General features: G+C 65.7%; 23 protein-coding genes and 2 tRNA genes. 23 read left to right on the top strand and 2 right to left on the bottom strand.

Annotated features, from left to right (window positions below; genetic code table 11):
• Window positions 1-16: 16 nt before the first annotated feature.
• The 4 genes from lon (at window position 17) to GIW81_RS03750 (ending at window position 4,147) form a co-directional block, all read left to right on the top strand.
• On the top strand, window positions 17-2,440 hold the full coding sequence (gene lon / locus GIW81_RS03765; protein ID WP_154737990.1) for an endopeptidase La: 2,424 nt from the start codon (window positions 17-19) through the stop codon (window positions 2,438-2,440).
• Window positions 2,441-2,609: 169 nt separating this feature from the next.
• Window positions 2,610-2,990, top strand: a complete 381-nt coding sequence (locus GIW81_RS03760; RefSeq protein WP_267873810.1) for an HU family DNA-binding protein — start codon at window positions 2,610-2,612, stop codon at window positions 2,988-2,990.
• A gap of 230 nt (window positions 2,991-3,220) precedes the next feature.
• A tRNA-Val gene (locus GIW81_RS03755) sits at window positions 3,221-3,295 on the top strand.
• Window positions 3,296-3,334: 39 nt separating this feature from the next.
• Entirely contained in the window at window positions 3,335-4,147 is an 813-nt protein-coding gene (locus GIW81_RS03750) for a DUF4253 domain-containing protein (protein WP_195930347.1), read from the top strand.
• An 82-nt stretch (window positions 4,148-4,229) separates the two neighbouring features.
• Here GIW81_RS03750 and GIW81_RS03745 read toward each other — a convergent pair whose 3' ends face one another.
• On the bottom strand, window positions 4,230-5,366 hold the full coding sequence (locus tag GIW81_RS03745) for a LuxR C-terminal-related transcriptional regulator (protein ID WP_154737987.1): 1,137 nt from the start codon (window positions 5,364-5,366) through the stop codon (window positions 4,230-4,232).
• 257 nt (window positions 5,367-5,623) lie between these two features.
• On the opposite strand from GIW81_RS03745, the gene GIW81_RS03740 reads away from it, so the two are divergent.
• The 4 genes from GIW81_RS03740 to GIW81_RS03725 all read left to right on the top strand — a co-directional run bounded on the left by GIW81_RS03740 (window position 5,624) and on the right by GIW81_RS03725 (window position 8,783).
• Window positions 5,624-6,595: a hypothetical protein gene (locus GIW81_RS03740; protein ID WP_195930345.1), complete on the top strand. Its 972-nt coding sequence runs from the start codon at window positions 5,624-5,626 to the stop codon at window positions 6,593-6,595.
• A gap of 346 nt (window positions 6,596-6,941) precedes the next feature.
• Window positions 6,942-7,448 (top strand): DUF1993 domain-containing protein, encoded by a 507-nt coding sequence (locus tag GIW81_RS03735; RefSeq protein WP_154737985.1) that lies wholly within the window; start codon window positions 6,942-6,944, stop codon window positions 7,446-7,448.
• A gap of 117 nt (window positions 7,449-7,565) precedes the next feature.
• Window positions 7,566-8,588, top strand: a complete 1,023-nt coding sequence (locus GIW81_RS03730; RefSeq protein ID WP_154737984.1) for a sensor histidine kinase — start codon at window positions 7,566-7,568, stop codon at window positions 8,586-8,588.
• A 118-nt stretch (window positions 8,589-8,706) separates the two neighbouring features.
• Window positions 8,707-8,783 (top strand) — tRNA-Asp (locus GIW81_RS03725).
• 79 nt (window positions 8,784-8,862) lie between these two features.
• Here the strand turns inward: GIW81_RS03725 and GIW81_RS03720 are convergent.
• On the bottom strand, window positions 8,863-9,039 hold the full coding sequence (locus GIW81_RS03720; protein ID WP_154737983.1) for a hypothetical protein: 177 nt from the start codon (window positions 9,037-9,039) through the stop codon (window positions 8,863-8,865).
• Between the two features lie 261 nt (window positions 9,040-9,300).
• Here GIW81_RS03720 and GIW81_RS03715 point away from each other — a divergent pair, with 261 nt between their 5' ends.
• From GIW81_RS03715 to nuoH, 15 genes are all read left to right on the top strand, one after another.
• Window positions 9,301-9,666 (top strand): NADH-quinone oxidoreductase subunit A, encoded by a 366-nt coding sequence (locus GIW81_RS03715; RefSeq protein WP_154737982.1) that lies wholly within the window; start codon window positions 9,301-9,303, stop codon window positions 9,664-9,666.
• On the top strand, window positions 9,657-10,214 hold the full coding sequence (locus tag GIW81_RS03710; protein WP_407658153.1) for a NuoB/complex I 20 kDa subunit family protein: 558 nt from the start codon (window positions 9,657-9,659) through the stop codon (window positions 10,212-10,214). The genes GIW81_RS03715 and GIW81_RS03710 overlap by 10 nt, the downstream gene beginning before the upstream one ends.
• Before the next feature lie 15 nt (window positions 10,215-10,229).
• On the top strand, window positions 10,230-10,628 hold the full coding sequence (locus GIW81_RS03705) for a hypothetical protein (RefSeq protein ID WP_154737981.1): 399 nt from the start codon (window positions 10,230-10,232) through the stop codon (window positions 10,626-10,628).
• A 70-nt stretch (window positions 10,629-10,698) separates the two neighbouring features.
• Window positions 10,699-11,316 carry an NADH-quinone oxidoreductase subunit C gene (locus GIW81_RS03700; RefSeq protein ID WP_154737980.1) on the top strand — a complete coding sequence of 206 codons (618 nt, stop codon included), beginning with the start codon at window positions 10,699-10,701 and terminating at the stop codon, window positions 11,314-11,316.
• Window positions 11,317-11,336: 20 nt separating this feature from the next.
• A complete protein-coding gene (locus tag GIW81_RS03695) occupies window positions 11,337-11,705 on the top strand; it encodes a hypothetical protein (RefSeq protein ID WP_154737979.1) in 369 nt (122 codons plus the stop codon).
• Between the two features lies 1 nt (window position 11,706).
• Window positions 11,707-12,132 carry a hypothetical protein gene (locus GIW81_RS03690; protein WP_154737978.1) on the top strand — a complete coding sequence of 142 codons (426 nt, stop codon included), beginning with the start codon at window positions 11,707-11,709 and terminating at the stop codon, window positions 12,130-12,132.
• Window positions 12,129-12,581, top strand: a complete 453-nt coding sequence (locus GIW81_RS03685; RefSeq protein WP_154737977.1) for a thioesterase family protein — start codon at window positions 12,129-12,131, stop codon at window positions 12,579-12,581. The genes GIW81_RS03690 and GIW81_RS03685 overlap by 4 nt, the downstream gene beginning before the upstream one ends.
• A gap of 168 nt (window positions 12,582-12,749) precedes the next feature.
• Complete coding sequence (locus GIW81_RS03680; protein ID WP_154737976.1) at window positions 12,750-13,940, top strand: NADH-quinone oxidoreductase subunit D; 1,191 nt, start codon at window positions 12,750-12,752, stop codon at window positions 13,938-13,940.
• Between the two features lie 80 nt (window positions 13,941-14,020).
• The gene (locus GIW81_RS03675) at window positions 14,021-14,368 is read left to right on the top strand and encodes a hypothetical protein (protein WP_154737975.1); all 348 of its coding nucleotides are present in this window, start codon (window positions 14,021-14,023) and stop codon (window positions 14,366-14,368) included.
• 170 nt (window positions 14,369-14,538) lie between these two features.
• Window positions 14,539-15,171 carry an NADH-quinone oxidoreductase subunit NuoE gene (nuoE, locus tag GIW81_RS03670; protein ID WP_407658188.1) on the top strand — a complete coding sequence of 211 codons (633 nt, stop codon included), beginning with the start codon at window positions 14,539-14,541 and terminating at the stop codon, window positions 15,169-15,171.
• 15 nt (window positions 15,172-15,186) lie between these two features.
• Entirely contained in the window at window positions 15,187-16,470 is a 1,284-nt protein-coding gene (gene nuoF / locus GIW81_RS03665) for an NADH-quinone oxidoreductase subunit NuoF (protein ID WP_154739487.1), read from the top strand.
• 4 nt (window positions 16,471-16,474) lie between these two features.
• Entirely contained in the window at window positions 16,475-16,789 is a 315-nt protein-coding gene (locus GIW81_RS03660) for a pentapeptide repeat-containing protein (protein ID WP_154737973.1), read from the top strand.
• An 81-nt stretch (window positions 16,790-16,870) separates the two neighbouring features.
• Entirely contained in the window at window positions 16,871-17,122 is a 252-nt protein-coding gene (locus GIW81_RS03655; protein ID WP_154737972.1) for a hypothetical protein, read from the top strand.
• An 18-nt stretch (window positions 17,123-17,140) separates the two neighbouring features.
• Window positions 17,141-19,255 carry an NADH-quinone oxidoreductase subunit NuoG gene (gene nuoG, locus GIW81_RS03650; protein WP_154737971.1) on the top strand — a complete coding sequence of 705 codons (2,115 nt, stop codon included), beginning with the start codon at window positions 17,141-17,143 and terminating at the stop codon, window positions 19,253-19,255.
• 15 nt (window positions 19,256-19,270) lie between these two features.
• The gene (gene nuoH, locus GIW81_RS03645; RefSeq protein WP_154737970.1) at window positions 19,271-20,338 is read left to right on the top strand and encodes an NADH-quinone oxidoreductase subunit NuoH; all 1,068 of its coding nucleotides are present in this window, start codon (window positions 19,271-19,273) and stop codon (window positions 20,336-20,338) included.
• The last annotated feature ends 6 nt before the right edge of the window (window positions 20,339-20,344 follow it).

Here is a 20,344-nt window from a genome sequence, read left to right as displayed (position 1 = left end):
ACGATAAGGTACCGAAATGGCCGACGACACGAAGACCAAAGACAAGACGGCGGGCAAGGGGCTCTATCCGGTCCTACCGCTGCGGGACATCGTGGTGTTCCCCTACATGATCGTGCCGCTGTTCGTCGGGCGCGATAAGTCGATCAATGCGCTCGAAGAGGTGATGCGCACGGACAAGCACATCCTGCTTGCCGCGCAGAAGAACGCCGGCGACGACGATCCGGCGACCGACGCGATCTATCCCGTCGGTACACTGGCCTCCGTGCTGCAGCTCCTGAAGCTTCCCGACGGCACCGTGAAGGTGCTGGTCGAGGGCACCTCGCGCGCGCGCATCGTCCGCTACACCGACAACGCCAACTACTTCGAAGCCGAGGTGGTTGAAGTGCCGGAAAACGTTGGCGCCAAGGAGGAGATCGAGGCGCTCGCCCGCTCGGCGGTGACCCAGTTCGAGAGCTACGTGAAGCTCAACAAGAAGATCTCGCCGGAGGTGCTCGGCAACGTCGCGCAGATCGAGGACTACTCAAAGCTCGCCGACACCATCGCCTCGCACCTCGCGATCAAGATCGCTGACAAGCAGGAGATCCTCGAGACCTCGACGATCTCCGAGCGGCTCGAGCGCGTCTACACGCTGATGGAGAGCGAGATCTCGGTGCTGCAGGTCGAGCGCAAGATCCGCTCGCGTGTGAAGCGGCAGATGGAGAAGACGCAGCGCGAGTACTATCTCAACGAGCAGATGAAGGCGATCCAGAAGGAGCTCGGCGATTCCGACGAGCGCGACGATATCGCCGAGTTCGAGGAGAAGATCGAGAATACCAAGCTGTCGAAGGAGGCCCGCGACAAGGCTCTCGCCGAGCTGAAGAAGCTCAAGCAGATGAGCCCGATGTCGGCGGAAGCTACCGTCGTGCGCAACTACCTCGACTGGCTGCTGTCGATCCCGTGGGGGATCAAGGGCAAGGTCAAGAAGGACCTCGACGAGGCGCAGACCGTGCTCGATGCCGAGCACTACGGCCTCGACAAGGTCAAAGAGCGCATCCTCGAGTACCTCGCGGTGCAGGCGCGCACCAACAAGCTGAAGGGGCCGATCCTCTGCCTGGTCGGGCCCCCCGGCGTGGGCAAGACCTCGCTCGGCAAGTCGATGGCCAACGCCACGGGCCGCGAGTTCGTGCGCATGAGCCTCGGCGGCGTGCGTGACGAGGCGGAGATTCGCGGCCACCGGCGCACCTACATCGGCTCGATGCCCGGCAAGGTGATCCAGTCGATGCGCAAGGCGAAGCGGACCAACCCGCTCTTCCTGCTCGACGAGATCGACAAGATGGGCTCCGATTTCCGCGGCGATCCGGCAGCGGCGTTGCTCGAGGTGTTGGACCCCGAGCAGAACGCCACGTTCAACGACCATTACCTCGAGGTCGACTACGACCTGTCGAACGTGATGTTCGTGACGACGGCCAACACGCTGAACATCCCGCCGGCCCTCATGGACCGTATGGAGATCATTCGCCTCGCTGGCTACACCGAGGACGAGAAGATCGAGATCGCCAAGCGCCACCTCCTTCCGGGACAGCGCCTGGCCCACGGTCTGGAGCTCGCCGAGTGGGCGGTCGAGGACGACGCGCTGCTGCAGCTCGTGCGCCGCTACACCCGCGAAGCGGGTGTGCGCTCGCTCGAGCGTGAGATCGCCAAGCTCGCCCGCAAGGCGGTGAAGGAGATCCTCACGGCGGTGAAGAAGACGGTGGTCGTCAACGCCGAGAACCTCGAGACTTATCTCGGCGTGCCGAAGTACCGGTACGGCGAGGCCGAGCTCGAGGACCAGGTGGGCATCGTCACGGGTCTGGCCTGGACCGAGGTGGGCGGCGAGCTGCTGACCATCGAAGGCGTCATGATGCCCGGCAAGGGCAAGATGACCGTCACCGGTAACCTGCGCGACGTGATGAAGGAGTCGATCCAGGCCGCGAACGCCTACGTGCGCTCGCGCTCCGTCGACTTTGGCATCCATCCTTCGCTGTTCGAGAAGAAGGACATCCACGTGCACGTGCCGGAGGGCGCCACGCCGAAGGACGGACCGTCCGCCGGCGTCGCCATGTCCACGGCGATCATCTCGGTGCTGACCGGCATTCCGGTGCGCAAGGACGTCGCCATGACCGGCGAAATCACCCTGCGCGGTCGCGTTTTGCCGATCGGGGGCTTGAAGGAGAAGCTGCTCGCGGCGCTGCGCGGCGGCATCAAAACCGTCATTATCCCTGAAGAGAACGTTAAGGACCTCACCGAGATCCCCATCGAGATCAAGAACAAGATCGAGATCGTGCCGGCGGCGCGCGTCGACGACGTTCTGAAGACGGCGCTCGTGAGGACGCCGGAGCGGATCACTTGGGACGAGGTGGCGGAGGCCGCGGCGGTGCAGGGCGAGGACGGCGCTGGCGGCTCGCGCGCCACGGCGCACTGAACGATTGTGACATCACGGGCGTGACGCCGCTTTCCGTGTGACCTACAACACGACAAGACCCCGCGCTTCGGCGCGGGGTTTTTTGTTCTTGCTCCGTGCGCGTCAACCCTCCGTTTCCCCAGGTTTTTCGGGCAAATTCGCGCCATTTCCCCCTTGACGAGGCCTGTTATTGGGCGCTTCTCTCACGCACTGTTGCGGCTTTAGCAACACGCGCGGGACCCCTACATCCTGCCCTACCCCCCAAGTCGCAATTCCGAACGCAAAGGACGGAAACGAGATGAGCAAGAAAGATTTGATCGACGCCGTCGCCAAGGAAGCCGAGCTTACCAAGGACAAGGCCACCGTGGCTGTCGACGCCGTGCTCGGGCACATCCGCAGCGCGATGAAGGATGGCAACGAGGTTCGCATCCCGGATTTCGGCACCTTCAAAGTGGCGAAGCGTAAGGCGCGCGAGGGCCGCAATCCGGCCACCGGCGCGACGATCAACATCCCCGCCTCGCGGGTGCCGAAGTTCAGCCCGTCGAAGGGTCTGAAGGACGCTCTGAACTAACCGGCCTTTGCAGGGCCTGCGGGCACAAGCTTCGGCGCGTCGCGAGCCTCGCGGCGCGCCTTTGTTTTTCTTTGTTGCGCTCACGCACCGCCGCGACCGCGCTGCGCTCGCTGGTGCTCCGCGGGGGCGGCACTCGTGCCGGCGCCCCTTGGGCGCTGGGCCCTGCGGGCCATGTAGCGCTCGCGGCCACCTTGCGGCGATCGCTGGCGGCCGTTAGGTAATGCCGGTCCGGGCGGTTAGCTCAGTGGTAGAGCGCCTCGTTTACACCGAGGATGTCGGGAGTTCGACCCTCTCACCGCCCACCATTCGCAAGAACGCGCGCACACGGTACCTCGGTCGGACGCATGGCCTTCACGATCCTTCCTGCGGGCACGGCGATCGGCCAGGAAGGCGTGACCGTTTCTCCCTGGCCGCTCGTGCAGGCGAGCGGCGAGACGGCACTGGGCATCATCGCAGACATCCGCAAAGCCGATCCCGCGGTGACGCCGATCATTGTCGGACCCGCGCAAGAGGCGCTCGCGCTATTTCAGAGCCACGGCCCTGCCGAGGAATCCCCGGCAGAGATCATCGCCGGGGCAGCGGCGATCGACTGTGGTGCTTGGCTTCGGCAGCGGGAAACCGAGCACATCGAGAATATGGCGCTTGCCGCAGCGACCAAGCCCGCGCCGGCTGCGGGCCTCTGGGCGAAGCTCCGGGGCCGGACTACCGCATCCGCCGCCACGGCGCGGTCGTCGGTGTTTCCGCGCGGTCCCTGGCCGCACGACGTCGAGGCCAACACCGATGTCCTCTCCCTGCGCGATGTGCTGACGCGCAAGCCGTATACCGATCTTTACATTGCGCTGCTTCCGGCATCCGAGCCCTGGCACGCTGGCGCTCACACCAAGTTCGGAGGGTGGAACGAGTGTCCGGAGCCCGAGGTGCAGGTTGCCTTCGCCAGGCGCTGGTTCGAGCGCCACGGCGCCGTCCCGGTAGCTACGTCCGGGGATGTGCTGGAATTCACGGTTGCGCGCCCGATCTCGGACCGGGAGGCGGCACTCGAGATGGCGATGGAGCAGTATCTGTTCTGCGAGGACATCGTCGAGCAGGGCACCGGAACCGTCGACGTGCTGGCCGCATATCTGCTCAACGCTACGGTGTGGTATTTCTGGTGGGATTGACGGGACAGCTACCCGGACGCAGTCATGTCGGGAGTCCGACCCTCTCACCGCCCACCATTTCCACTGACCCACCGCGGCCCGTTCAGCGCGCGGCCGTGGGCGCGAGGGCGCTCATCGCGAGACGGACGAGGTCGGCCTGGCGGCTGGTCCCGGTCTTGTCGAAGAGGCGCGCGAGGTGGGTCTTGGCGGTCGGTGGCGAGATGCCGAGCGCTTCGGCTGCTTCCGAGATGGTCATGCCCTGCACGAGCAGCATCATGACCCGCGACTCCGCAGGCGTGATCGAGTAGCGGCGCACAAACAGCTCGGCCGGGAACGGCGAGGTGTCGCCAAGCTCGCGGATGAAGACGGCCACTTGTGCCGCGAAGCCGGCGGCAAGCTCGCGCCGCAGGCCGCTATCGAGCGGCAGAACCCAGGCGGCGAGATCACGTCCGGTCTCACCCTTCAGCGGAACGACGATGCCGGAGCGGGGAATGTCGATGGTGGTGCCGCTGGCGGCATCGCGGATCGCCTGCGCGAGCTCGCGTGCGGCATTGGCATCGCGGGCCGCGAGCAGGTCGCCGGTCCTCCGCACGGTGCTGCCGTCGCCGAACATCTTATCGGCGGCCTCGTTCGTATGCGCGATGCGGCCGTCGGCGTCGGTCAGGATGATGCCCACGGCCAGCCGATCGAGGGTTGCCGCCAGCATGTCACGCGCGAGCGCGCGGGCGTCCAAGAGATCGGCGATCATCACCGCGCGGCGGATATGCGGGCTGAGAAGCCGCAGCACCGCCAGTTCCTCTTGTCCAAAAGGGGGCCGGTCACAGTGGCGCTGAATAGACACGGCGCCAAACTTGCGTACCGACTTTTCGAGCACGATCAGCGCGGAATCGCCAATGCCGAACTGCGCCCCAGTCCTTTGGTAGAAGCGAGTCTTTTTGAACGCCTCCTCGCCAAGAAATCCGAACGACGTATGTGGCTCGCCGGTCTCCACGTGCCAGATAGCGGGCACCAAGGGATTGATGGCAAAGTTCGCTTTCATCGCCTCCTCGAGCGAGGGGTCGACGTTCCACGAGGCGCTCAAAGACACCTGGTGGGAAACTGTATCGTGCAGGGCGATGGCCGTTTGCATGCCGCCGACCAGCCTGCCCAGCCTCTCGCACGCCGCCGGCCATCTACTCGGCTCGATGGCGGCGTCGTAGATGTCGCCGACGAGATCGAGGAGGGCACCCGTGGATCTCAAATCATCGCTACCCAGGATGTCCTCCCCGGAAAATGGATTGGGAACGCAATAGTTCGTGCTTAATCAATCACCCGTCTGATCACATCATTCGTTTAGATGATGTCAGCATGTCGTTTGCCGCCGCGGTTGCGCTTCCGCAACACCCCCGCTGCGATGTTGGTTAGGCGCGGGTTTCATCATCTAAACGAATGACGCGCGATGAGCGCGTTTCGAGTTGGCTGATTCCCTGAGGGCGTATGTTTCCAGGGAGTGCCGTGATGTTGCGTAACAAGTTTGAAATTCTCACTCGGTTCGCTACACGCTTTGCGTGCCCGGTATTGTTAATCGCCGGGTCCCTCGTACTGGCGACATCCGCCCAGGCGCAGATCATTTACGAGGGAGGGGGCAACGGCAGCCTCAGCGATGTCTGCGGGGGGTCGACAGGCACTTTGTTGATCGCGACAAACGACGGTTGCGGGAATGGTACGACCTTTAACGCCCTTCCGACCGCGGTGATTATCGGGTCGGCAGCGACTGGGGCCGCGTTCCAGATGTCCAACGGTGCCGCGACATTCAACGGTGCGTCGACGACGTTCCAGAACATCGTCACGATGAATGGCGGGATAACCGTCACCGGCGGCACCATCAACATGGGCGGCAACGTCGTCCAGAACGTTGCCGATCCCCGGGCAGGGGCTGTGGGCGAGACGGATGCGGCCAACAGGCGCTATGTCGATCAGCAGAATGCGACGCAACAGACGCAGATCGACTCGAACACGACGCGCATCACCAACGCTGAGAACGTCAATTCAACGCAGCAGACGCAGATCGGCAACATCCAAACGGTCAATACCAATCAACAGGTTCAGATCGATCAGAACACGACGACCAACAACACCCAGGCCATAGAGATCGCGGCTCTGCAAGGCGCCGTTGGTAATCTGAACAGCACGGCGGATCGCCTGCAGACGCAGATCGACCAGCTGGATCGCCGCGACGACGATCTCGCTGAAGGCATCGCCATCTCGCTGGCGCTCGATCAGCCCTTCTTCCACGCGGGGCAGACGTTCGCGATCAATCTCGGCTGGGGTGGATACGATGGCCAGAATGCCGTGGGCCTGACGGCGGCTGGAATCGTCGATCGCGGGGGGCTCGGCCCCACCAGCACGACGACGCTCCACGGCGGCATAGGCGCCGGCACGGGGCAGGGGCAGGTTGCAGGGAAAGCCGGCCTCTCCTTCGGTTGGTAATTGCTCGCGGTGCGGCGACCGTGAGAGCGAACGGCGGAGGTCCATCTGGCCTCTGCCGTTTTCTTATTGGCTCGCGCGGGGGGCGGTTGCGCGATGGGCAACGAGCCAATAAACGAGGTCGCGGGCGGTGGGTGGAGCGCCAGTTCTTGCGTCGCGTGACCCTCTCACCGCCCAACATCTTTCACCGACACAAGCTGCACCAGGCTTTCGCTCAACCAGCATGGTGCGCCGGGGCCCCTGTAGGGGCGCCGCGGTCCAGCCTGCCGGCTTGAACCGCGCGCTGGCCGACACGATGTGAAGCGCGCCAACGGGGCCGCGCTTCGCGGCGCCACAGGGGAGGAAATCAATGTCCATCACGATGTACGAGATCGCGATCCCGTCGTTCACCAAGCACCTCGACGCGCTCGACGCGATCCTCGATAAGGCTGCCGCCTACGCGGAGGCGAAGAAGATCGATCCCGAGGCGCTGCTGTGGGCGCGGCTCTATCCCGACATGTACCCTTTGAAGAAGCAGGTCCAGTCGGCGTGCGATTTCGCCAAGCTGAGCGTCGGTCGCCTCGCCGGCCTGACGCCGCCGGTGCACGACGACAGCGAGAAGACCTTCGCCGACCTCAAGAAGCGCATCGCCGAGACGCTCGCCGTGCTGGCCGAGGCCAAGCCCGAGCCGATGGAGGCTGCCGCCACCCGCGAGATCAGCATCAAGGCCGGCCCGCGTGAGCTAACGTTTACGGGCAAAGAGTACCTCCTGCATTTCGCCCTGCCGAACTTCTATTTCCATGCCGCGACGGCCTACGACATCCTGCGGCACAATGGGCTGGAGATCGGCAAGCGCGATTTCATGAAGCGGCTGTAGGCCGGGCAGCGGCGGCGGGCGCCGCAAGTCGCCGCGGCTACCGGCCGGGCTCCGTCCCCAAAACGCCACAAATCCGGAGCGGCCTGATGCCAGCCGTCAGCCGCTGCGGGGTGCGTCATGGTCAACGCCATCAAGTTCACTTCGAGCTGGCCGCTAGCAGGGCGCTTGCTATGCGCGTTCGCGGCGACCCTGAGCTGCTTCATCATCCAGCTGCCGCTCGAGACGCGCAGCTTCGGCGATCCCTTCGCCATCTTTCTCGGCTGCGCCTTTCTCGTCGCCCTGCTGTTCGGCCGGATGCCGGGCGGTGTCGCGGTGCTCGTCTCCGCCGTGCTGTCGAGCCTGTTCTTCGAGCCCATCGGCGTGCCGCACCTGATCCGCGCCATGGACCTCGTGCAGATCGAGGCCTACGCCGTACTGGCGGCCGGAGCCGTGGTGCTCGCCGATCAGATCCGCAAGACGCTGGTCGCAGTGCACGACGCCAACGAGGCGCTCGTCGCCGAGGACACGCGCAAGACGGTGCGCCTGCAAGAGGTGCAGCACCGCGTCGCCAACAGCTTCTCGTCGCTCGATGCGCTGATGCGCCAGCGGGCCAAGTCGGCAAGCGACCCCAACGTCACCGGCGCTTTCGAGCAGGCGAGCGAGCTCATCCACACGGTCGCGCGGCTGAGCCACCGGCTGAACATGGCCGACCCGTCGGGGCGCGTCGATGCGCGCGAGTTCCTCGGCGACATGTGTGCCGACTTGCGCGCCTGCGCGCCGTCCTCGGTGAGCTTCTCCTGCGAGGCGGAGTGCTGCGAGCTGCCGATCTCGATCGCCGTCCCGCTGGGGCTCGTCGTCAACGAGCTCGTCACCAACGCGCTGAAGTATGCGTTCCGCGACCGCGAGGCGGGTCTAATCCGCATCGCGCTGGGGCAGGACGGATCGCATCTCGTTCTCCTCGTCGAGGACGACGGCATCGGCATGCAAGGCAAGGTGCAGGGCGGCGGCATGGGCGTCCCGCTGCTCAATGGGCTCGCCAAGTCGCTGAAGGGCAAACTGGAGGTCGACAGCGGACCCGGCGGCACCCGCGCGTTTCTCATTTTTCCGGTCCCGGCGGCGCCGGCACGGCCGCATTCAGGGGCGGCCGGCCACCTGCACTGAGGGGCGTTCGTTTGCCAGGGCTGGTTCACCCTACCCGGGTGTTCTTGACTTCCCGGGGCGGGCCACGTAAGTCATCGCTTCGTGGCCAGCGCGTCCCTCGGGGCGCGCGTTTTTGACTGCGGGAGTAGCTCAGTTGGTTAGAGCGCCGGCCTGTCACGCCGGAGGCCGCGGGTTCAAGTCCCGTCTCTCGCGCCACCAATTCCTTCACGCCTAAGTTCACGATTTGGCTGCCGCCCGCTCTTTCGGGGCCCGGCGGCATTCGCATGCCGCCGGCTTAGCGGCCGAGCGATGCGATCGCTGTGGGGACAGTGCGGGCCGCGGCGGTCTGCGTCTGGTTGTCAGCGATGATGACCGCGCCGCAGGCGACCGCCAGGCTCAGTCCCGACAAGCCCACGAGCATCGACATGAGCAGGAAGATTTCGCGGGCTTCGGCAAGTACGGCTCTCGTCATGGCACACTCCGTTTGAGCGTTGAGGTGGCCTGATGATGTGTCGGTGCCGCGTAGCCGCAAATTGTCCGTTGGGATTCCGGACCCATACGGAAGTGTGAGTTGGTTATGCCGCCGGCCGGGGATTGTTAGGCTCCGCCAAACAACGGTCCGCCGGGCGTACAGGGGCGAGCGCGGTTGCGCGCGGCAGCCGCGTGGGTTAACACCGAAGCTGACGATATTGCGCCGCAGCACGCGGCGCCGAGCCGAGCGCCAGCGGGCCACATGGACCAGCTCTTCTACGACTACCTGCCGATCGCCATCTTCATTGGGGTGGCGCTGTTCATCGCGGTCGCGTTGATGGCGGTGCCGTTCATGATCGCCGTCAACAACCCCGACCCGGAGAAGGTCTCGGCCTACGAGTGCGGGTTCAACGCCTTCGATGACGCGCGCATGAAGTTCGACGTGCGGTTCTACCTCGTGGCGATTCTGTTCATCATTTTCGACCTCGAGGTCGCGTTCCTGTTCCCGTGGGCGGTGGCCTTCGGCGACATCGGGCTCGCCGGCTTCTGGGCGATGATGATTTTCCTCGCCGTGCTGACCGTCGGCTTCATCTACGAGTGGCGCAAGGGAGCCCTGGAATGGGATTGATCACCCCTACCAAAGCGGAACTCGCGGGCTCCGGCGGCATGCTGGTGAAGCCGGGCGAGGAGGGCTTTACGCAGATCTCCTCCAAGCTCGCCGACAAGGGGTTCCTCGTCACCACGACCGACGACCTGATCAACTGGGCGCGCACCGGCTCGCTCATGTGGATGACGTTCGGGCTCGCCTGCTGCGCCGTCGAGATGATGCAGGCGTCGATGCCGCGCTACGATCTGGAGCGCTTCGGCTTCGCGCCGCGGGCGTCGCCGCGCCAGTCCGACGTGATGATCGTCGCCGGCACCCTCACCAACAAAATGGCGCCGGCTTTGCGCAAGGTCTACGACCAGATGCCGGAGCCGCGCTACGTGATCAGTATGGGAAGCTGCGCCAACGGCGGCGGCTATTATCACTACTCCTACGCCGTCGTGCGCGGTTGCGACCGCATCGTGCCGGTCGACATCTACGTGCCCGGCTGCCCGCCGACGGCCGAGGCGCTCGTCTACGGCGTGCTGCTTCTGCAGCGGAAGATCCGCCGCACCGGCACAATCGAACGCTAGCCGGGAAGTCGCCGCATGCCGCTCGCGCGCACCGCCGCTGCTGCCATCGTCTGGCTCGCCGCCAGCCTTGCTGCATCCGCCGCGGAGGTGCCGAACCTCGTCGGCACCTGGACCGGCAAGACCGACAGCCTCAGCGTCAAGTTCGGCATGCGAACGCGCGACCGCACCGTGCACATCACCGAGCAGACCGACCGCCGCTTCCGCGGCTATTTCGTCTATGAGGACGGCCGCAAGGATTTCTTCGGCGTCGTGTTCCCGGACGACGTGTCGTTCGCCTGGGTCTCGACGACCAGCAAGGGCGAGGTGCACGGCCGCATCTTGGGTGCCGATCACATCGCCGCCTGCTACATCGAGCCTGGCCCGGAGGCGACGGCCGGCTGCTCGGACCTGACGCGTGCGGATAAGAAGCCCTAAGGGTCCGACGTGCCGTAGCCAGTTCAGTCGGGCTAGGATAGTGGTTCACGAGTTCTTCACGAGGGCCGAGATGGACGAAAAGCTGCAGCAGCTCGGCGAACACGCCAAGGCGTCGCTCGGCGATGCGGTTGCGGGCTCGCGCATCACGCACGGGGAGCTGACGCTGGAGGTGGCGCGCGACAAGATCGTCGAGGTGCTGACCTTCCTGCGCGACGACGCGGGCTGCCAGTTCGAGGTGCTGATCGACATCTGCGGCGTCGACTGGCCGGCACGGAAAGAGCGCTTCGACGTCGTCTATCACCTGCTGTCGCCGCGCCTCAATCAGCGCATTCGCCTCAAGCTGACGACCGACGAGCAGACGCCGGTGCCGAGCACGGTCGGCGTGTTCCCCGCCTCCAACTGGTTCGAGCGGGAAGCCTACGACATGTACGGCATCCTGTTCTCCGGCCACCCGGACCTGCGCCGCATCCTCACCGACTACGGCTTCCAGGGCTATCCGCTGCGCAAGGACTTCCCGCTCACCGGCTACGTCGAGGTGCGCTACGACGACGAGCAGAAACGGGTCGTCTACGAGCCGGTGGAGCTGGCGCAGGAGTTCCGCTCGTTCGATTTCGAGTCCCCTTGGGAGGGCACGCGCCACGTGCTGCCGGGCGACGAGAAGGCGAGCGGCACCACCCGCAAGGCGTGAACGGCTGACGGAGGCGGTGCATGGGTCGCGCAATCAGCAACGTAGTCCCGGTTGCGATCGCCGCCGTCGCCGGCATCCTGGCCTGGGATCTGGTACGGCTCATCGGAGGCCGGCGCGAGGCCTGGGATGATCCGAACTATTGGGTCATCGGCTACCCGCTGATGCTGGCGACCGCCTTCATTCTGGGGCTCGGCTTTCCTGAGCGACCGTGGCGCTGGGCCCTTGTCATCGTCGCCGCCCAGGCGGGGTGGGCGCTTTTTCTGGGATTAGCGACTGACGGATCGGTAAGCCTGTTTCCGCTCGGGCTCGCCATGTTCGCCGTTCTGGCGCTACCGTGCGTTGCCGCCGCTTATGTCGGCCAGTGGCTGGCCCGGCGGCTGGCCGCCTAGCATGACCATAGACGCGCAACGTCTCGAGATGATCCGCGCCAACGCGCAGTTCGCTGTCGAGGAGTTCGGCTCGGTGAGCGGGATGGACTTCGGATACGACGCGGCATCCGTTGCCTGGACGGAGGGCTTCATCGAGCGCGCGCGCGTCAAGCTCGACCCGGAAGGCGGCATTGTCAACGTGCTCGGTAGCTACCTGGGCGAGGCGATCATTGCCGCCGTGCCCGGTGCCCGCTGGGAGAACGGTGCCGACGGCGTGCCGGGCGTCCTGTTTCCGTCCGGCGATATGGCGTTTCCCTTTGCTAAGGTCGCCAAGCAATTCGCCGAGGGCTGGGACGCCGGAGAATCGATCGTCAGCTTCTACAACATTGCCGTAAACTACGTGGCAGCGGGTAAGCTCTCCCAGAGAGAAGGAGGCGAGGCGTCATGAAGGATACCTTGAAGGTCGGCGCGACGGCGCAGTTCGCCTTTCGCGTCCCGGCGGAAAAGACGGTGCCGCACCTCTATCCCGAGGCGCCCGAGTTCCGCGAGATGCCGACGGTCTTCGCCACGGGCTTCATGGTCGGACTGATGGAATGGACGTGCCTCAAGGTGCTGGAGCCGCATCTCGAGGAGGGTGAGGGTAGCCTCGGCGTGCATATCGATGTGTCGCACATCGCCGCTACGGTGCCGGGGCAGACGGTGACCGTCGATGCCGAATGCACCAAGTTCGACGGACGGCGCGCATGGTTCCATGTGAAGGCGCATGACGGTATCGATCTGATCGGCGAGGGTCGCCACGTGCGCATGATCATTCAGTGGACGCGCTTCGTCGCGCGGGTGAACGAAAAGGCGAAGGCGGCGCGCGTCGCGCAGATCGGCGAGTTCGTGAAGTCGTGAGCGCGTGACGGGCGGCCTGGGTGAGTTCTGGAGATCCCGAAGCCGCACTAGATCGCATTCGGCATTTTCTCGGAGTTGCGCTAGAAGCCAGTTTGCACCACTCCCACCCCAACCCTCCCCCATGAAGGGGAGGGAGCTAAGTTGCTTCACCCGCTCCCGGGGTCCGACATGCCTGAAACAGATATCCGCCAGTTCAACATCAACTTCGGGCCGCAGCATCCGGCGGCGCACGGCGTGCTGCGCCTCGTGCTCGAGCTAGACGGCGAGGTGGTGGAGCGCGTCGACCCGCACATCGGCCTCCTGCACCGCGGCACCGAGAAGCTGATCGAGCACAAGACCTATCTGCAGGCCATCGGCTACTTCGACCGGCTCGACTACGTCGCCCCCATGAACCAGGAGCACGCCTTCTGCATGGCGGCAGAGAAGCTTCTGGGTCTCGAGATTCCCAAGCGCGCCCAGCTCATCCGCGTCCTCTATTCCGAAATCGGCCGCCTCCTGTCGCACCTCCTCAATGTGACGACGCAGGCGATGGACGTCGGCGCCTTGACCCCGCCGCTGTGGGGCTTCGAGGAGCGCGAGAAGCTCATGGTCTTCTACGAGCGCGCCTCGGGAAGCCGCATGCACGCCAAGTATTTCCGCATGGGCGGGGTGCACGCCGACCTGCCGCCGGAGCTGATCGACGACATCGCCGACTTCTGCGTCACGCATCCGAAGGTGCTCGACGACATCGAGACGCTTCTGACCGGCAATCGCATCTTCAAGCAGCGCAACGTCGACATCGGCGTCGTCAGCCTCAAGGAATGCTTCGACTGGGGCTTCTCCGGGGTGATGGTGCGCGGCTCGGGCGCCGCCTGGGACCTGCGCAAGGCACAGCCCTACGAGTGCTATTCGGAGCTCGATTTCGACATCCCGATCGGCAAGAACGGCGACTGCTACGACCGCTATCTCGTGCGCATGGCCGAGATGCGCCAGTCGGTGAAGATCATGCAGCAGTGCTGCGACAAGCTTCGGTCGCCGGAGGGGGCCGGGCCGTACGTCGCCGCCGACCGCAAGGTGGTGCCGCCCAAGCGCGCCGACATGAAGCGGTCGATGGAGGCGCTGATCCACCACTTCAAGCTTTACACCGAGGGCTTCCACGTGCCGGAGGGCGAGGTCTACGCCGCCGTCGAGGCGCCGAAGGGCGAGTTCGGCGTCTATCTCGTCGCCGACGGGTCGAACAAGCCCTACCGCTGCAAGATCCGCGCGCCGGGCTTCCCGCACCTGCAGGCGATGGACTACATGAACCGCGGCCACATGCTGGCCGACGTCTCGGCCATTCTCGGCTCCCTCGACATCGTCTTCGGCGAAATCGACCGGTAGGGCCGCGCGGCTAAATCGCGTTGACCGGGGCACGGGCGGCCCGCAGACTTGGCCCGCCTGGGCTAGGTCAGCGTCTGCGTATGATCGATCAATCGTTTCTCTTGGCAGTCGGTGCCATCGGCTGGGGCCTGTCGCTCGCCACGTACCGGCCGCTGGCCCTGAAGGCCGGCTGGCCGCTCGGCAAGGCCCAGGAGCGCGTCCCGGCCCTCACCCTCGTCGTGGCTGTCGTGTCGATTGCCGCGGGGCTCATCGTGGCCGGCACCCGCGGCGCCCTGCACGGCGGCGTCGCCATGGTTCTTCTCGGTATCGCCCTGGCCGTCTTCTGGAGCGGCTTTCTGCGCGTCGGGGCGCAGTCGGCCCTGTTCCTGGCGCCGCTCGCGGCGCTGACCCTCGCGCTGTGCTGGCTCATGGCCGCCGCCGGTTTGTGACTGACGGCGATCAACGCGCCGCTTGTGCGCAGGACGCGCAAAAGCTTGCGTCGCCGCCCGTATAGACGTAGTGAACGGGTGATTGTGCGCTGCGTCAAATTCAGCGAAACTGCCCGCGGAGCAAAGCCCCGGCGCAGGCCACCTCGCTGGGCCCAGCCATGCTCCGAGAGGTGCCAGCCTTGGCCGTCCGCCGCCTATATCCCGAGCAGCCCCTGAGCTTTGCGTTCACGCCCGACAACCTCGTTTGGGCGAAGCGCGAAATCGCCAAGTATCCGCCCGGCAAAGAGGCGTCGGCGGTGCTGTCGCTGCTGTGGCGGGCGCAGGAGCAGGAGGGGTGGACGACCGAGCCGGCCATCCGGGGCATCGCCGACATGCTGGGCATGGCCTACATCCGCGTGCTCGAGGTCGCGACCTTCTACACGATGTTCCAGCTTGCCCCGGTGGGGAAGACCGCCCACATCCAGGTGTGCGGGACGACGCCGTGCATGCTGCGCGGCTCCGAGGCGCTGATCGAGATCTGCAAGGAGCGGATCGCCGACCATGCGCACGAGCTGTCGTCCGACGGCAAGTTCTCCTGGGAAGAGGTCGAGTGCCTCGGCTGCTGCGCCAATGCGCCGGTGGTGCAGATCGGCAAGGATACCTACGAGGATTTGAATCCGCAGCTCTTCGACAAGCTGCTCTACGACCTGCGCACCGGCAAGGCACCGAAGCCCGGCTCGCAGATCGGTCGCCGCGCGTCGTGTCCGCAGGGCGGCCCCACGACGCTTCTGGGCGATGGCAAGCGCGACACGGAAAAGGTGTGAGGTAGGTCTGCAATGCTGCTGCAGGACAAAGACCGCATCTTCCGCAATCTCTACGGCTTCCACGATTGGAAGCTCGCCGGCGCACGCCAGCGCGGCGCCTGGGACGGCACCAAGGCGCTGATCGACAAGGGCCCGGACTGGATCATCAGCGAGGTGAAGGTGTCGGGCCTGCGCGGCCGCGGCGGCGCCGGCTTTCCGACGGGTCTCAAGTGGTCGTTCATGCCCAAGAACGACGCGCGCCCGTCATACCTCGTGATCAACGGCGATGAGTCCGAGCCCGGCTCGTGCAAGGACCGCGAGGTCATGCGCCATGATCCGCATTTGCTGATTGAAGGCGCGCTGCTCGCTTCGTTCGCCATGAAGGCGCACACCTGCTTCATCTACTTGCGGGGCGAGTTCATCCGCGAGCGCGAGCGGCTACAAGCCGCCATCGACGAGGCCTATGCGGCCAAGCTCATCGGCAAGAACAATATCAACGGCTGGGACTTGGACATCGTCGTCCACCACGGCGCCGGCGCCTACATCTGCGGCGAGGAGACGGCCCTCATCGAGTCGATCGAGGGCAAGAAGGGTATGCCGCGCCTCAAGCCGCCGTTCCCCGCCAACGTCGGCCTCTACGGTGCGCCGACGACGGTGAACAACGTCGAGAGCATCGCCGTGGTGCCCGACATCCTGCGCCGCGGTGGCGCCTGGTTCGCCTCCCTCGGCCTGCCCAACAACACCGGCACCAAGCTGTTCCAGATCTCCGGCCACGTGATGAAGCCGTGTGTCGTCGAGGAGGAGATGGGCATTCCGCTGCGCCAGCTCATCGACGAGCACTGCGGCGGCGTGCGCGGCGGCTGGGACAACCTGCTCGCCGTCATCCCCGGCGGCTCGTCGATGCCGATGATCCCGGCCGATCAATGCGATAACCTGACGATGGACTTCGACGCGCTCGCCAAGCTCAAGTCGGGCCTCGGCACGGCGGCGATCATCGTCATGGACAAGTCGACCGACATCATCAAGGCGATCGCCCGCATCGCCTATTTCTACAAACACGAGAGCTGCGGCCAGTGCACGCCGTGCCGCGAGGGCACCGGCTGGATGTACCGCGTGCTCGAGCGGATGCGCACCGGCGAGGCCGAGAAGCGCGAGATCGATCTCCTGTTCAACGTGAGTAAGCAGGTCGAGGGGCACACCATCTGCGCGCTTGGCGACGCTGCCGCCTGGCCGGTGCAGGGACTCATCCGCAACTACCGGCACGTCATCGAGCAGCGTATAGAGGCGCGCAAGGGCGCGGTGAAACAGGCGGCGGAGTGAGCACATGAAGTTGCACCGAGAGAAGCACCGTCTCGACGTGAGCGTCAGAGATCTGTCTGGCTCACGCTTCGACGACGTGAATTTGTCGGGCGCGACCTATAAGAACGTGAACATGTCGGGCGGCACCTTTCACGACGTCAATATGTCTGGCTGGCGCGTGAGCAACGTGAACCTCTCCGGCTTGCGGATCGAGGATGCCAATCTTGCCGGCGCCTCAATCGCCGGGTGCGAACTGGTGGGCATGACCATCGACGGCATCGATGTCGGCGATCTTTTGCGGATGTGGGAGGCGAGGGTCAAGCAAGAGGGCGAGGCATAGCCCGCTTTCGGCTTGTCTCGAAGGGCACATGGATGGCTGTCGCGCGCTCTGGAAGTTGCTGCAGCGAAAGAAGGATACGACGTGGACCTGTTGGCGCTGATTGTTGCATCCTTCACGCTCCCCGCGGTGCTGGGGGCGCTGGCGCTCGGGCTGTGGGGCTATTCCTCTTTCGGCTGGATCGGCGCCGTCATCGGCGCGGTGCCGGGCTACGCGCTGGGCTTCTGGATCGGGCAACGCTTCGCCGGGTCGCCGCTGTCGCCCTACGCCAAGGGCTGGGTGTCGCTGGGGCTGTTCATCGGCGGCCTCGCCGTTCTCGCCATTGCCACGCGATGAGGCCTATCGGGTAAACGCATGACCAAGCCAATCATCATCGACGGCAAGCTGATGGAGGTGGAGCCCGGCACCACCATCCTGCAGGCGTGCGAGATGGCCGGCGCCGAGATCCCGCGCTTCTGCTACCACGAGCGCCTGTCGATCGCCGGCAACTGCCGCATGTGCCTGGTCGAGGTGGAGGGGATTCCGAAGCCGATCGCCTCGTGCGCCATGGGCGTCACCGACCTGCCGCCGAACAAGGACGGCGCGCCGCGCAAGGTGCTGACCGCCAGCCCGCTGGTGAAGGCGGCGCGCGAAGGCGTGATGGAGTTCCTGCTCATCAACCATCCGCTCGATTGCCCGATCTGCGACCAGGGAGGCGAGTGCGACCTGCAGGACCAGGCGATGGCCTTCGGCTTCGGCGGCTCGCGCTTTATCGAGAACAAGCGCGCCGTCGAGGAGAAGTACATCGGCCCGCTGATCAAGACGTTCATGAACCGCTGCATCCACTGCACGCGCTGCGTCCGCTTCATGACGGAGGTGGCGGGCGTCGAGGAGCTGGGCGCCATCGGGCGCGGCGAGGACATGGAGATCACCACCTACCTCGACCGCGGCATTCTCTCGGAATTGTCGGCGAACGTGAACGACCTGTGCCCGGTCGGCGCGCTGACACACCGGCCGTGGTCGTTCATCGCGCGCCCGTGGGAGCTCGAGAAGACCGAGTCCGTCGACGTGATGGACGCGCTCGGCTCGGCCATCCGCGTCGACAATCGCGGCACCGCGGTGCTGCGCGTCCTGCCGCGCAACAACGACGACGTGAACGAGGAGTGGATCTCCGACAAGACGCGCTTCGCCTGCGACGGCCTGAGGATGCAGCGCCTCGACCACCCGTACGTGCGCGAGGGCGGCAAGCTGCGTCCGGCGAGCTGGGACAAGGCGCTGGCGCTGGTCGCCGAAAAGCTCACCGCGGCGGCGCCCGAGCGCATCGGCGCCATCGCCGGTGATCTCGTGGGCGCGGAGGAGATGTTCGCCCTCAAGGATCTGCTGACGCGGCTCGGCGCCAAGAGCTTCGACTGCCGCCAGGACGGTGCCAAGCTCGATCCCTCGCTCGGCCGCTCGGCGTACCTTTTCAACTCTTCGATCGCCGGCATCGACCAGGCGGACGTGATCCTGCTCGTCGGCACCAACCCGCGCCTCGAGGCGGCGGTGCTCAACGCGCGCATCCTGAAGCGCTGGCGTCAGGGCGGACTCAAGGTCGGCGTCATCGGCGAGGCCGCGCAGCTCACCTACGCCTACGACTATCTCGGTGCCGGCGCGCAGACGCTGGGCGAGGTGGCCGAGGGCAAGCACTCGTTCGCCGAGACTCTGAAGGGCGCCAAGCGCCCGCTGGTCATCGTCGGCGCCAATGTCGCGGCGCGTGCCGACGGCGCGGCCGTCCTCGGCACCTCAGCGCGCATCGCGCTCGCCGCCGTCGAGGGCAAGGATGCGCCAGACTGGAACCCCTTCAACGTGCTGCACACGGCCGCCTCGCGTGTCGCCGGGCTCGACCTTGGCTTCGTGCCGCAGGTGGGTGGTCTCGACGCCGCCGGCATGATCGCCGCGGCAGCTAAGGGCAAGCTCGACGTTCTCTACCTGCTCGGCGCCGACGAGATCGAGCTGCCGGCGGCGGGCAAGTCGTTCGTCATCTACCAGGGCCACCACGGTGACCGCGGGGCGCATCGCGCCGATGTCATCCTGCCGGGCGCCGCCTACACCGAGAAGAGCGTCACCTACGTCAACACCGAGGGCCGCGCGCAGATGACCGCGCGCGCCGTGTTCCCGCCCGGCGAGGCGAAGGAGGACTGGGCGATCCTGCGCGCCCTGTCGGGCAAGGCGGGCAAGACGCTGCCGTACGACACGCTCGCCCAGCTGCGGACCGCCATGTACAAGGCGACCCCGGCGCTGGGCCGGCTGGACGCTCTGCAGCCGGCGCCGTTCGTCGGCGTGCGCGGGGTTGCCAAGCTTACGGGGCCGCTCGGCAGCGAGGCGTTCGCCCCTGCCATCAAGGACTTCTACCTGACCAACCCCATCGCGCGCGCCTCGGCCGTCATGGCGGAGATGAGTGCCCTGAAGAAGACGATGCAGACCTCGCCGCGCCTCAAGGCGGCCGAGTAGGAGCGAACGCGCGCGATGACCGACAGCTCCTGGCAGACCTGGATCGACTACGGCCTGTGGTTCGCCGCGATGATCGGCTGGAGCCTGCTGACGCTGGTCGTGCTGCTCGTGATCATCGCCTTCCTCTTGCTCATGGACCGCAAGGTGTGGGCGGCGGTGCAGATGCGGCGCGGCCCGAACGTGGTCGGCGCCTTCGGCCTGTTGCAGTCGTTCGCCGACCTTTTGAAGTTCGCGTTCAAGGAGCCGATCATTCCGGCGGGCGCCAACAAGGGCGTGTTTCTCCTGGCGCCGGTGGCCACCGCTACCTTCGCGCTCGCCGCCTGGGCGGTGATCCCGGTCAACGAGAACGGCTGGGGCAAGTGGGTGATCTCCGACCTCAATGTCGGCGTGCTCTACCTGTTGGCGCTGTCGTCGCTCGCCGTCTACGGCATCATCATGGGCGGTTGGGCGTCGAATTCGAAATACCCGTTCATGGGCTCGCTGCGCTCGGCGGCGCAGATGGTGTCCTACGAGGTCTCCATCGGCTTCGTCATCATCACCGTCATCCTGTGCGTCGGCTCGCTGAACCTCACCGACATCGTCAACGCCCAGAAAACCGGCGTCGGCACGCACGCAGGCCTGCCGGCCTCGGCGCTCGACTGGTACTGGCTGGCCCTGTTTCCGATGTTCGTGATCTTCTATGTTTCGGCTCTGGCCGAGACCAACCGCCCGCCGTTCGACCTCGTCGAGGCGGAATCGGAGCTGGTCGCCGGCTTCATGGTCGAATACTCCTCCACACCCTATCTATTGTTCATGCTCGGCGAGTACGTGGCCATCGTGACCATGTGCGCGCTGGCGACGATCCTCTTCCTCGGCGGCTGGCTGCCGCCCGTCGACGTGGCGCCGTTCAACTGGGTGCCGGGGATCTTCTGGTTCATCGGGAAGTGCGTGTTCATGTTCTTCCTGATCTCGATGGCCAAGGCCATCGTGCCGCGTTACCGCTACGACCAGTTGATGCGGCTCGGCTGGAAGGTGTTCCTGCCGCTGTCGCTCCTCATGGTGGTCGTCGTCGCCGGCATTCTGCAGTACACGCGCGTGAGCTAGCGCGGG

Origin of the sequence: Hyphomicrobium album (genome assembly GCF_009708035.1) — a bacterium.
In the GTDB taxonomy this organism is placed as follows: domain Bacteria; phylum Pseudomonadota; class Alphaproteobacteria; order Rhizobiales; family Hyphomicrobiaceae; genus Hyphomicrobium_A; species Hyphomicrobium_A album.
Note: the sequence above shows the minus strand (reverse complement) of the source record. Positions and strands in the feature narration are given on the sequence as shown.